11 protein-coding genes are annotated in these 12,225 nt (G+C 67.2%); 9 read left to right on the plus strand and 2 right to left on the minus strand.

What is annotated here, in order from left to right; all coding sequences use genetic code 11:
* Positions 1-5 precede the first annotated feature (5 nt).
* The 9 genes from DTA15_RS17590 to DTA15_RS17630 all read left to right on the plus strand — a co-directional run bounded on the left by DTA15_RS17590 (position 6) and on the right by DTA15_RS17630 (position 9,849).
* On the plus strand, positions 6-2,657 hold the full coding sequence (locus tag DTA15_RS17590) for a phage tail protein (RefSeq protein WP_006484087.1): 2,652 nt from the start codon (positions 6-8) through the stop codon (positions 2,655-2,657).
* 15 nt (positions 2,658-2,672) lie between these two features.
* Positions 2,673-3,407 (plus strand): tail fiber assembly protein, encoded by a 735-nt coding sequence (locus DTA15_RS17595; RefSeq protein ID WP_006484105.1) that lies wholly within the window; start codon positions 2,673-2,675, stop codon positions 3,405-3,407.
* A gap of 54 nt (positions 3,408-3,461) precedes the next feature.
* Positions 3,462-4,634: a phage tail sheath protein gene (locus tag DTA15_RS17600; RefSeq protein ID WP_006484096.1), complete on the plus strand. Its 1,173-nt coding sequence runs from the start codon at positions 3,462-3,464 to the stop codon at positions 4,632-4,634.
* Between the two features lie 28 nt (positions 4,635-4,662).
* A complete protein-coding gene (locus tag DTA15_RS17605) occupies positions 4,663-5,172 on the plus strand; it encodes a phage major tail tube protein (protein ID WP_006484101.1) in 510 nt (169 codons plus the stop codon).
* Between the two features lie 76 nt (positions 5,173-5,248).
* Complete coding sequence (locus DTA15_RS17610; protein ID WP_006484110.1) at positions 5,249-5,620, plus strand: phage tail assembly protein; 372 nt, start codon at positions 5,249-5,251, stop codon at positions 5,618-5,620.
* An 8-nt stretch (positions 5,621-5,628) separates the two neighbouring features.
* Entirely contained in the window at positions 5,629-5,742 is a 114-nt protein-coding gene (locus DTA15_RS17615) for a GpE family phage tail protein (RefSeq protein ID WP_006484104.1), read from the plus strand.
* A 15-nt stretch (positions 5,743-5,757) separates the two neighbouring features.
* A complete protein-coding gene (locus DTA15_RS17620) occupies positions 5,758-8,328 on the plus strand; it encodes a phage tail tape measure protein (RefSeq protein ID WP_012492260.1) in 2,571 nt (856 codons plus the stop codon).
* 22 nt (positions 8,329-8,350) lie between these two features.
* Entirely contained in the window at positions 8,351-8,782 is a 432-nt protein-coding gene (locus DTA15_RS17625; RefSeq protein ID WP_006485447.1) for a phage tail protein, read from the plus strand.
* A complete protein-coding gene (locus DTA15_RS17630; RefSeq protein ID WP_006485451.1) occupies positions 8,779-9,849 on the plus strand; it encodes a phage late control D family protein in 1,071 nt (356 codons plus the stop codon). The genes DTA15_RS17625 and DTA15_RS17630 overlap by 4 nt, the downstream gene beginning before the upstream one ends.
* Positions 9,850-10,036: 187 nt before the next feature.
* On the opposite strand, the gene DTA15_RS17635 is transcribed toward DTA15_RS17630, so the two are convergent.
* Both DTA15_RS17635 and ltrA read right to left on the minus strand, forming a co-directional pair.
* A complete protein-coding gene (locus tag DTA15_RS17635) occupies positions 10,037-10,333 on the minus strand; it encodes a hypothetical protein (RefSeq protein ID WP_006485449.1) in 297 nt (98 codons plus the stop codon).
* 127 nt (positions 10,334-10,460) lie between these two features.
* Positions 10,461-11,993 (minus strand): group II intron reverse transcriptase/maturase, encoded by a 1,533-nt coding sequence (ltrA, locus tag DTA15_RS17640; protein ID WP_012492258.1) that lies wholly within the window; start codon positions 11,991-11,993, stop codon positions 10,461-10,463.
* Positions 11,994-12,225: the final 232 nt, after the last annotated feature.

Below are 12,225 nucleotides of genomic sequence, written 5' to 3' on the forward strand. Positions count from 1 at the left end.
CGCACATGGCAACCCAGATCATCATCACCGACGCCGGCCGCGCGGCGCTCGTCGCCGCCGGCAACGGCGGCACGAACGCCCACCAGGTCGTGGAAATCGGCCTGGCGAACGCCCCGTTCGTCGCCGACAAGGGGCTCACCAAGCTGCCGAACGAGCTGAAGCGGATCAAGTCCTTCGGCGGCGCCAACGTCGCGCCGGACACGATCCACACGACGCTGAAGGACGACTCGACAGACCAGTATTCGCTGTACGGATTCGGCCTCTATCTCGACAACGGCGTGCTGCTGGCCGCGTACGGCCAGGCGACGCCGATCATGGAGAAATCGCCGGCCGCGTTGCTGCTGCTGTCGTCCGACATGCAGTTCGCGACGATCGACGCGACGCAACTCGTGTTCGGCGACGCGTCGTTCCTGAATCCGCCGGCGACCACCGAGCGGCAGGGTGTGGTCGAGCTGGCGACGCAGGGGGAAGTCGACGCGGGCAGCGATGACACGCGCGCCATCACGCCGAAGACGGCCGCGTCGCGATACGCGGCGTTGACCGGCGCGAAGTTCACGGGGCCGGTCGTCACCGAATTCGATGCGGGCCCGGACACCGCACACGTGTCGATTCGCCCTCCGTCGGGCAAGAACGGCCGCGAAGGTCGCGTGCGTCTGCACGGCACGTTCGGCGGCGGTAACCCGGATACGGGATCGCGCCTGGTCGCAACGATCCGCTCCGGTTTCGACAACGGCGCCTGGGGCCGTGAATACGTCGATCTGTGGCTGAATCGCACGGCCAACGACGTCCAGTCCGATTCGTACCAGGCGCGCGCGCTGCGCATCGGCTACGGCGGCCGCGTGCTGGTGGGCGACGTCAAGAACGACGACGGGAATTCGCGGTTGCGGGTCGGCGGCGACACCGTTGCCGAAGGTACGAGTTATTCGAGGGCTGCATCGATCGACGGGGGCGCCGGGAATTTCTCGACGCTGTTCTTTACCGATGGCGGCAAGATCCGCTGGTCGATGTTCAAACGTGACGGCGCGGCGTCCGGGGGCAACGGCGGGAACGATTTCGGCGTGAATGCGTTCGCGGACGACGGTGTCACGCAGTTCCCCGCGTTTCGTGTCAGCCGCGGCACGCAAGCGTTCTCGATCGCGAAACGCCTGCTCGTCGGTGATATCGGTGATGACGGCCGCAATGCGATTCAGGCGGCGGGAAATGCGACGTTCAATGGCGGGTTGACCTCGCGGGCGATGGACGTCAACGGTGCCCATTTCCGCGCGATCTTCGGCGGCTACGGCGCCTTCCTGCGCAACGACGGCACGAACGTGTATCTGCTGTCGACGAACAAGGGTGATCCGGAAGGCCAGTGGAACGATTTCCGCCCGGTTACCTGGAATCTCGAGACCGGTCGAGTCACGATCGATGACAGGGGATCAGGTACGGCGATCGGCGGAAACACCACGGTCCGCGGCGAACTTTCGGTGGGTACCGGTCAAGCTCAAGGCTCGATCCGTGTCGGCCCGGTCGACGGCTTCCTCTATTCGAACGGTGACGGCTATGGCTGGTGGACGCCGACGAAGGGCGCATTCCAGTATTACATCGCCGATCGCACGTTCCGCATCGACGGCAATCCCGTGTGGCACTCCGGCAACCTGTCGCCGCTCGATCGCACGAAGGGCGGCACGATGTCGGGCGATCTCTGGTTCGACCCGGGCAAGCGGATCTACCTGTCGGAAGGCAGCGCGCAGGCGCCGTCCCTGACGTTCACCAACGACGGCGCGCCGGACACGGGCCTCTACCACACCGGCGACGGCATGTTCGGCGTCACGTGCAACAGCGTCTCGCAGGTCTCGTTCACGCCGGGCGGCACCACGTTCCAGACGCCCGTTCAGGGCCAGACGCCCCCGGCGGGCGATCGCTCGACGCGGCTCGCGACGACGGAATGGGTGGTCGCCGCGATTGCGTCGGCCGCGATCGGCACGGTCGTTTTCGAGCCACGCACGACCGCTCGCGCCGGCTTCCTGAAGCTCAACGGCGCGCTGCTGAAGCGCGCCGACTATCCCGCACTCTGGGCCTATGCACAGGCCAGCGGCGCGCTCTCCACCGAAACGGACTGGGCCGCCGGATGGTCCGGCACGTTCTCGACCGGCGATGGCACGACGACCTTTCGCATCCCCGAATTGCGCGGCGAGTTCGTGCGCTGCTGGGATGACACCCGCGGGGTGGACCCGAATCGCGGTCTCGGCGCATCGCAGAACTTCGCCAATGCGTGGCACGCGCACGGCGCCTCCGCGGCGGCGAGCGGGGACCACGTGCATTCGGCCTGGACCGACGTGCAAGGGTGGCACGGTCACCACGGCTGGACCGCCAGCGTGGGCGATCACCAGCACGTCGCGCCATACAGCGAATCGGGCATCGCGCCCTTTGGCACCCATTCGACGAATCAAGTCGGCTCGCACGGCGGCGTCGACAACGACAACCCGTGGGCATTCACGTCCGGAGCCGGCGGGCACAACCACGAATTCAACACGGAAGGCGCCGGCAATCACGGCCACAACGTCGGCATCGGCGCCGCCGGCAATCACAGCCACGCGATCACCGTCAACGGCGACGGCGCCAACGAATCGCGGCCGCGCAACGTCGCCTTGCTCGCCATGATCCGCGCCTACTAACCAGGACCCCGAACCATGCTGATCCACCACTACAGCCCGTCGACCGGCGAATACCTGAGCAGCAGCCAGCCCGACGCCGATCCGCGCAACCCCGAACGCTGGCTCATCCCGGCCTCGGCCACGCTCGACGCGCCGCCGGCGCGCACGCCGACGACCTGGCCGTTCTACCGCAACGATGTCTGGACGCTGCTGCCGGACTTCCGCGGCCGGATCTGCTATCGCACCGATACCGGCGAGCCCGTCGAGATCGCGACCGCCGGCAAGACGCCCGACGAGCTCGGGCTGACGACCGAACCGCGGCCGTCGCCACGCCATGCATGGCTCGACGGTGCATGGACGGTTCCGCCCGAGCTGCTCGAGCGCGAGAAACGCGACGCCGCGATGGCCGAGTTCGAACAGCGCCTGGAAACCGCGCGCAAGGCGAACGCCGGCAAGGCCGATGCGTACGCCGCGGGCTTGCTCGACGACGAGGGCGTCTACTACTTCAAGGCCTGGTCGGCCTACCAGATGGCGCTCGTCAGGGTCATCCAGGCGGACACGTTCCCGGATGCGATCGCGTGGCCCGCCACGCCGGCGCCCTACGTGCCGCCGCCGCCGACACCCGTGCCGCCTGCGCCGTCCGAGCCGTCCGAGCCGTCCGAGCCGTCCGAGCCAATCGAGCCAATCGAGCCGCCCGCTCCGACCGAGCCATCGTCGCCGCCGGCCGACCCGGCCACACCTGCAGTTCCGGTCGCGGATAGCGCGGCCTGATCCGCCCGGGAATCCTCCCGTTTCTCTCACTTGACCACATAGGAGTCGCACACCATGCCGCAGGATTATCACCACGGCGTACGCGTCATCGAAATCAACGAAGGCAGCCGTCCGATCCGCACGGTGTCGACGGCCGTCGTCGGCATCGTCTGCACGGCATCCGACGCCGACGCCACCGCCTTCCCGCTCGACACGCCGGTCCTTCTGACCAACGTCGTTGCCGCGCTCGGAAAGGCCGGCACCAAGGGCACGCTGCGCCGCACGCTGGACGCGATCGGCCGGCAAACCAAGCCCGTCACGATCGTCGTGCGCGTCGCCGAAGGCAAGGACGCCGGCGAAACGGCGACCAACGTGATCGGCAGCGTCACCGCCGACGGCAAGTACACCGGCATGAAGGCGCTGCTCGGCGCGCAGGCACGCTTCGGCGTGAAGCCGCGCATCCTCGCGACGCCGGGCCTCGACACGCAACCGGTCGCCGCCGCGCTCGCATCGATCGCGCAATCGCTGCGCGCGTTCGCGTACGTGTCGGCCAACGGCTGCAAGACGAAGGAAGAAGCCGTCGCCTATCGCAAGCAGTTCAGCCAGCGCGAGCTGATGGTGGTCTGGCCGGACTTCCTCGCGTGGGACGACACGACCAACACGACCGTCGTCGTGCCGGCCACCGCGTATGCCGCCGGCCTGCGCGCGAAGATCGACAACGACACGGGCTGGCACAAGACGCTGTCGAACGTCGGCGTGAACGGCGTCACCGGCATCAGCGCCGACGTGTCGTGGGACCTGCAGGATCCGGCGACGGACGCGGGCTTCCTGAACGAACAGGACGTGACCACGCTCGTGAACCGCAACGGTTTCCGCTTCTGGGGTTCGCGCACGTGCTCGGACGATCCGCTGTTCGCGTTCGAGAACTACACGCGCACCGCGCAGGTCATCGCCGATTCGATCGCCGAAGCGCAGATGGCCATCATCGACGGCCCGCTCAACCCGTCGCTGCCGCGCGACATCATCGAGACGATCAACGCCAAGTTCCGCGAGTGGATCTCGCAGGGCTACCTGATCGGCGGCTCGGCCTGGTACGACCCGGAGCCGAACACGACCGACGTGCTGAAGTCCGGCAAGGCGTATCTCGACTACGAATACACACCGGTTCCGCCGCTCGAAAACCTGATGCTGCGCCAGCGCATCACCGACCGTTATCTCGCCGATTTCGCCGCGCGCGTGAGCGCGTAACGACCGGCCTCACCAGGAGTCAAACACGATGGGTATGCCTCGCAAACTCAAGGGATTCAACCTGTTCCAGAACGGCGAGAACTTCGTCGGCCAGGTCGTCGAAGTCACGCTGCCGAAGCTCACGCGCAAGATGGAGGACTACCAGGGCGGCGGCATGAGCGGCCCGATCAAGGTCGACTTCGGGCAGGAGGGGATCCAGCTCGAATGGACCTGCGGCGGCTTCATGCGCTCCGTGCTCGGCCAGTACGCGATCACGAAGCACGACGGCGTGCTGCTGCGCTTCGCCGGCGGCTATCAAGCCGAGGATTCGACCAACGTCGACGCGATCGAGATCGTCATCCGCGGCCGTCACAGCGAAATCGACCCGGGCACCGCGAAGTCGAAGGAAGACACCGCGTTCAAGGTCACGACGGTGGCCAGCTACTACAAGCTGTCCGTGAACGGCCAGGACGTGATCGAAATCGACTTCGTCAACATGATCGAGAAGGTCAACGGCAACGACCTGTTCGCGGCGCTGCGCAACGCGATCGGCCTGTAACCGGCCATCCGGCCGGTGACGCCGGCCGGGGCCGCCTTCCCCTTTCCTTCCGACTGATCACACGCACAGGACCACCATGAATCCGATCCAATCCGACGCCGCCGCGCCCGACCTGCAGGCCGATGCGGCCGCCATCGCGACACCCGCGCAGGACGATCCGGCGACGCATACGCTCGACACGCCGCTCGTGCGCGGCACCCAGACGATCACGTCGATCACGCTGCGCAAGCCCAAGTCGGGCGAGTTGCGCGGCGTATCGCTGTCCGACCTCGTCAGCCTCGACGTGGTCGCGCTGTCGAAAGTGCTGCCGCGCATCAGCTCGCCGATGCTGACCGAAGCCGACGTCGCCAGCATCGATCCAGCCGACCTCGTACAACTGGGGGGCATCTTCGCCGGTTTTTTGATGCCGAAGGCCGTGAAATCCCGACTGGCCTCCCAGACCGCGTAGAAGACCCGATGGCGGACATCGCGACGGTGTTCGGCTGGACACCGCCCGTGATGGACGCCTTCAGCCTGGCCGAGCTGATGGACTGGCGCGAACGCGCGCGAGTACGTGCCGGCGCCCAATGAGCGAAACGATCGACGATGGACAACACCCTGAAACTGCGCGTCATGGTCGACATGATCGACAACATGACGAAGCCCCTGCAAATGATGCTGACCGGCAACAAGGGGCTGGCCGACTCGCTGCGCGCGACCCGCCGCGAGCTGGATGACATGGCGAAGACGCAGAAGCGCATCGGCGAGTTTCGCGACTTGCGCAGCGGTGTGGCGAAAACCGCGACCGAACTCAAATCAGCGAAGCTGCGTGCCGGGGAGCTGCGCGTGGCGCTGCGTGCGTCCGGCCCGCCGTCACGCCAGATGGTCGAGGACCTCGCCAAGCTCGAACGCACGGCCACGGATTTGACGGCCGCGCAAGGCCGGCAGGTCGCGCGCATCCGCGAACTGCGCACGCAGCTCGTCGGCGCGGGCATCGACACGCGCCGCCTCGACCTGCACGAATTCGCGCTGGCCACGAACAGCGCGCGACGCCAGGCGAAGATGACGGCCGACGTGCGCGCGTTCGACGACGCGCGCCGCAAGCGCGCCGAGGCCCGGCGCGCGAAGATCGACGCACTGGGCGGCGTCGGCAGGCAATGGGCGGAGCGCGGCAAGACGATCGCGGGCGCCGGCAAGAGCATGTTCGGCATGCTGTCCGAGCCGCTCGACGTCGCGAAGCAGGCCGAAAGCGAAACGCTGCGCCTGCGGGCGCAAGGCGCGTCGGCCGACGCCGTGACATTCGCGCGCGCGCAGCAGGTCGGCGGCCAGTCGGTCGTCGACAACCTGGCGCTGATGCGCGAATCGCTGGCGGCGCTCGGCGGCGACGAGCAACGCGCGCGCGTCGTGATGCCGATGCTCGCGAACATGAAATCGGCGAACGAGGCGCTGTTCGGCAAGGACGACGCGAAGGCGAACGTCGACAAGTTCATGGCCATGCTGAAGGTGATCGACCTGCGCGGCGGCACGAAGAACGAAGCCGCATTCGGCGCCGAAGCGAACATCGTGCAGAAGATGCAGACGGCGACCGGCGGCAAGGTCAGCGGCGACGAGTGGAACAGTTTCGCCGAATCGGGGGGCGGCGCGGCCAGGAAGTTGCGCACGGATGCGTTCTACTACCAGATGCAGCCGCTCATCGAGAAGCTCGGCGGCAAGGCGGCCGGCGAAGGCCTCGCCGCGCTGTCCGGCAGCCTCTTCGGCGGCAAGGTGACGGCGCCCGCCGCACGGCAGTTGACGGCGCTCGGCCTGGTCGATCCGAAGCGGGTCCTGCATGCGAGGAACGGCGCGATCCGCGGGCTCGGGCCGGGTGCGCTGGCGGGCAGCGACATGCTGCAGGCCTCGCCGCTCGAATGGCTCGAAAAGGTGCTGCTGCCGAAGCTCGCCGCGAAGGGCATCACCCAGCCCGACAACGTGAAGGCCGCGCTGGCGAAACTGTTCCCCGACAAGGCCGCGGGCACGCTGCTCACGACGATGTACGAACAACGCGAGCAGATCCACGACACCGAGAGGCAGAGCGCCGCCGCCGACAGCGTCACCGGGATGCGCGCGAAGGCCGCGGATTCGACCGCGGGACGCGAGCTCGCCGTGCTCGCGCAGTTGCGCGACCTGAAGCTCGAGATCGGCGAGAAGATCACGCCGGTCTACAACGCGGCGCTGGACGTCACGGCCAGGATGCTCGAGAAGATCGTCCGGTTCGTGCGCGAACACGGCACGGCCACCCGGATCCTCGTCACGACCTTCGCGGCGCTGGGCGGCGCACTCGCCGTCGCCGGCACACTGGCGAGCGTCTTCGGCGGCCTGCTCGGCTCGGTCAACGTGCTGCGCTTCGCGACGTCGATGGTCGGCGCGTTCAGGCTCGTCGGGCAGGCGCTGCTGATGCTCGGCCGGCTGGCGATGGCGAATCCGCTGCTGGCCGTGATCGGGCTGATCGCGATGGCGGCCGTCTACGTCTGGCAGAACTGGGACACGCTCGGGCCGAAGTTCATCGCGCTGTGGGAAACGATCAAGGGCGCGTTCGGCGCGGCCAGCGACTGGATCACCGCGAAATGGGACGCCACCGTCGAGTGGGTGAAGACCTCGCTCGGCGGCATCGGCGACTGGTTCGGCGACATCGGCACGCGTTTCCAGGAAATCGGCGCGAGCATCGTGTCCGGCCTGGTCGACGGGATCACGAATCGCCTCGGCGCGCTGAAGGATACGGCCGGCAACCTGGGCAGCTCGACGCTCGGCTGGCTCAAGGAAAAGCTCGGCATGCAGGCGTCGCCCACGCCCGACAACGGGCCAGGCGGCGCCACCACCGGCACCCCGACCCGCATGACGCGCACCGCCGCCGCGCTCACGTCGGCCGCCGCGCTGGTCGGCCCGCCCGCGTTCGCGGCGAGCCCGGCGATCGCCGCCGCCGCGCCGCTCGAACGCTACAACCTGTCGCTCGACTATCGCCCGCCGCTCACGGCGCCGGCCGCCGTGGCAAGCGCCGCGCCCGCGGCCGGCCCCGTCACCATCAACATCGCGCCGCCGCCCGGTGCCGATGCGGCCGAAATCGCCCGCATGGTGCGCGCCGAGCTCGAACGCGCCGAACGCGCGAAGGCGTCGCGCACCGCGTCGCGCCTGTCCGATTGATTCCGCTGGAGGAAACCCGCCCATGATGATGTCGCTCGATCAGTTCGTTTTCAGCCTGGCGACCACGCCGTACCAGGAGCTCCAGCGTCAGCGCAACTGGAAGCATCGCACCAGCTCGCGCATCGGCGTGCGCGACGCGAGCCAGTTCACCGGCGCCGGCGACGACACGATCACCCTCACCGGCATCGTCGCGCCCGAGAACGGCATCGGCGAGATCGCGTCGATCGAGGCGCTCGCCCGCATGGGCGATGCCGGCGACGCGTACGTGCTCGTCGACGGCAACGGCAACGTGTACGGCGCGTACGTCATCGACAGCCTCAACGAAACGGCCACGTATCACACGAAGGAAGGCATGGCGCGCAAGATCGCGTTCACGCTGACGCTGAAGCGCGTCGACGACGGCGTGCTCGCCGAAGTGCAGCAGGACGACGACAGCGGAGCGGCAGAGCAATGAGCACGCAGGAACGCACGCCGGCCGACGCACCGGCCCGCGCGGGCCGCGTGCAGCCGCAGGCCGACTACCGCATCACGCTCGACGGCCGCGACCTGTCGCGCCTGATCGCGCCCAACCTCATCAGCCTGTCGCTGTCGGAATCGCGTGCGGACGAGGCCGACATGCTCGACCTGGTGCTCGACGATGCGCAAGGCACCTTCGCGATTCCGAAGCGCGGCGCGAGCATCAAGCTGTCGATCGGCTGGGTCGGCGAGCCGCTGGTCGACAAGGGGACGTTCACGGTCGACGAAGTCGAGCACAGCGGCGCACCGGACGTCATCACGATCCGCGCCCGCTCCGCATCGATGACGAACGACATGCACGAGCGCCGGGAGAAAAGCTGGCACCGGCAGACGATCGGCGCGATCGTGCGCACCATCGCCGCGCGCTACGGGCTCACGGCCGCCGTCGACGCGACGCTCGCCGCGACGCGGATCGACCACGTCGACCAGACGCAAGAGTCCGACATGTCGTTCCTGACGCGCCTCGCGAAGCGTTACGACGCGGTGATGACCGTGAAGGACAAGCACCTGCTGTTCACGCCGATCGGCAGCGGCAAGACGGTCAGCGGCAAGCCGCTCGACGTGCTCGCCATCACGCGCGCGAGCGGCGACCAGCATCGCTATCACGTCGCGCAGCGCGACAGCTACACGTCGGTGCGCGCGCACTATCACTCGAACGGCAGCGCGCGCCGGCTCCCGGTGGTCGTCGGCGACGCCAAAGGCAAGAACGTCAAGGTGCTGCCCGAGGACTACGCGACCGAGGCCGAGGCGCGCGCGGCCGCGCAAGCCGAATATGCGCGCACGCAGCGCGGCGAGTCGACGCTGAGCTACACGCTCGCGCTCGGTCGGCCCGAGCTGTTTCCCGAGATGCCCGTCACCGTGACCGGGTTCAAGCCCGACATCGACGACACGCCGTGGCTCGTGAAGAAAGCGACGCATACGATCGGCGACGGCGGCTTCACGACCGCGCTCGAGCTCGAGGTGCGCGACGCGCCGAAGAAGACGCGTCGCACCGGCCAGCGCTGACCGGAAGGCTGCGCCGGCGACCGATGCGCGACCACGCCGCGACGCGCGATCGCAGGGCGTCGATCGCGGTGGCGAAGGCAGGATGTCGCGGGAGGGGAGTGAGGCCACGCGCGAGAGGGCGCGGCCCGGATTCGTTGCAGCGGCCGGAGCGAATGCCGGCCTGCGGGGGATCAGTGTGGGAGGCGGTTCAGCTCGATTGCTGACGCCCGCCGAGCGTCATGCGCAGGTCGCGCGCGTCGCCACATTGCTGCAACGTGGCGCGCGCATCGCGCAGATTGGCCATCGCCTGCAGCGCGGCCTCGAGCACCTGCCCGACCGACAGCATCGCGTTGTCGATCGCTGCGTGCGCATCGGCCCGCTCGTCGTCGGTCAGGTCCGAACGATATCGCGGCGGGCCCATCGTCGCTCCACGCGCGTCCGCGCGATGGTCGGCGTGCGCCGACGCGCCGATCGTCCCGTTGTCGTGCTTCCTGTTGGTGTCCATTTTTCCGGTCTCCGCAAACTCAGTCATCAACCGGGGGCCGCCTGACACGACGGGGCGCCTCGGAACGCCCCGCCGCCAGCTCACCGGCTTTCAGAATGCTAAACCAATGTCGCGGTAGGAATGCCCATTACTGGGCACCCCCCGCACAGATCCCGGCGTGCGCGATTCGCGCACCGGGCTCCTGCCTCGGGTGGTTGGCGTCAAACCGCACGACCGGCCAGGGGTGAAGGATGCGAGCCTTGGGTATCCACTGCTTCGCGAGCCGGTGCATCTTTGCCCACGTGGTGTCGTCCTTTTGGCTGCGGCGCCGAAGCGCCAGCCTCCAGAGGTCGATCACGCGCGCGCGGAAGGCTCGCAACGCAGCGAAGTTGGTCGGCACCGCATGGTAGTTGAAGTACCCTTGAACCACGCGGCGTAACCAGTCCCCTTGCTCGGGAATCGACTGGTGCCATCTGTGCCGCAACTCATCCTTGATTCCCTTCAGCGCCGTTCGAAGACGGTCGCTCCGCGTCTTACGCATGAGCATGAACCTACCGTCTTTCGCACGGCCACTGATGTGGGTGAATCCAAGGAAGTTGAACGTCTCGGGTTTGCCCAGCCCTCGGCTTGCCCGGTTCCGGGCCGCAAAGCGCCCGAATTCGATCAGCCGGGTTTTCTCCGGGTGTACCGACAGCCCAAACTGCTCCAGTCGTTGTTGCATGGCCCGCCTGAACCGCTTCGCATCGTGTGGTTTATCGAAACCAACCACGACGTCGTCGGCGTATCGGACGATTACGACGTTCCCCTCGGCGTGGCGCTTGCGCCACTGGTTTGCCCAGAGGTCGAAGACGTAATGCAGGTAGATGTTCGCCAGCAGAGGCGAGATGACAGACCCTTGCGGCGTCCCCTCGTCTGTGGGCTCGATCACCCCGTCTTCCATCGCTCCCGCCTTCAGCCATTTGCGGATCAGTCGGATCACACGCTGGTCGCCTATGCGATGTTCCACGAAACGGATCAGCCAATCGTGGTCGACCGTATCAAAGAACCTGCTGATGTCGGCGTCCAGAATCCAGCTCACGCTCGTGCGAGCGATTCCCGTCGCAAGTGCATCCAGCGCATCGTGCTGGCTGCGTTGCGGCCGGAAACCGTATGAGAATCCCAAGAAGTCCATCTCGTAGACAGCATTGAGTACTGCCACCAGTGCACGCTGGACGATCTTGTCTTCCAGCGCAGCAATGCCCAGCGGTCGCTGTTTGCCATCCGCCTTCGGTATGTACCGTCTGCGACTGGGCAGCGCCCGATAAGCCTGCCGGCGGAGTCTGCCATGCAGGTCTTCGAGATTTCGGTCGAGATCTTGCTCATAGTCGTGCCACGTCACGCCATCGACCCCGGCTGCCGCCTTCCGCTTCAGCCAGAAGAACGCCGTCGCCAGAAGGTCGAGGTCGATCAAGTGGTACAACGCCGTGAACTTCTCCTTCTTCCTTTGCCTTGCGGCTTGACGCACACGGTCCAGTCTCTGGGACACGCTTATCCGGCTCTGCGTCCGGCGCGTGCGCGACCATTCCGTGTTCCCCTTGGCCCCACCCCTTCGCTCCACTGACTCCGCATCCGGTTGCCCGGGTTTGTTCGCCAGCTTCTTCGCTACTATGGGCGAGTCCGACTTCTCCCATCCGTTCGTCATCGGCTTCAGCTCCTCGCCTTCCCGATGCGGACCGCTCGACCATATTTCCGTCGGCGGCCAGATGGGAGATCTCCCGGTTCCCGCGTAGAGATCGTACTGACATGCCAGGGTCTCAGACCACGCCGAGTCCGCGCAGCGCTCGCGATAGCGCGCCGCGCGATGTTGCCTTCCGCATACAGTAGTACGTCAGCACTCGGGAATGTATCCATTTCGTGGCTCAATGGCTGGCCTA

It is taken from the genome of Burkholderia cenocepacia (genome assembly GCF_900446215.1).
Classification (GTDB): Bacteria; Pseudomonadota; Gammaproteobacteria; order Burkholderiales; family Burkholderiaceae; genus Burkholderia; species Burkholderia cenocepacia.

Coding starts and splice junctions, on each gene's coding strand:
- DTA15_RS17605 (WP_006484101.1), top strand. CDS start 4,663: ATGGGTATGCCTCGCAAACTCAAGGGATTCAACCTGTTCCAGAACGGC.
- ltrA (WP_012492258.1), bottom strand. CDS start 11,993: ATGACGAACGGATGGGAGAAGTCGGACTCGCCCATAGTAGCGAAGAAG.
- DTA15_RS17595 (WP_006484105.1), top strand. CDS start 2,673: ATGCTGATCCACCACTACAGCCCGTCGACCGGCGAATACCTGAGCAGC.
- DTA15_RS17630 (WP_006485451.1), top strand. CDS start 8,779: ATGAGCACGCAGGAACGCACGCCGGCCGACGCACCGGCCCGCGCGGGC.
- DTA15_RS17620 (WP_012492260.1), top strand. CDS start 5,758: ATGGACAACACCCTGAAACTGCGCGTCATGGTCGACATGATCGACAAC.
- DTA15_RS17600 (WP_006484096.1), top strand. CDS start 3,462: ATGCCGCAGGATTATCACCACGGCGTACGCGTCATCGAAATCAACGAA.
- DTA15_RS17625 (WP_006485447.1), top strand. CDS start 8,351: ATGATGATGTCGCTCGATCAGTTCGTTTTCAGCCTGGCGACCACGCCG.
- DTA15_RS17610 (WP_006484110.1), top strand. CDS start 5,249: ATGAATCCGATCCAATCCGACGCCGCCGCGCCCGACCTGCAGGCCGAT.
- DTA15_RS17590 (WP_006484087.1), top strand. CDS start 6: ATGGCAACCCAGATCATCATCACCGACGCCGGCCGCGCGGCGCTCGTC.
- DTA15_RS17635 (WP_006485449.1), bottom strand. CDS start 10,333: ATGGACACCAACAGGAAGCACGACAACGGGACGATCGGCGCGTCGGCG.
- DTA15_RS17615 (WP_006484104.1), top strand. CDS start 5,629: ATGGCGGACATCGCGACGGTGTTCGGCTGGACACCGCCCGTGATGGAC.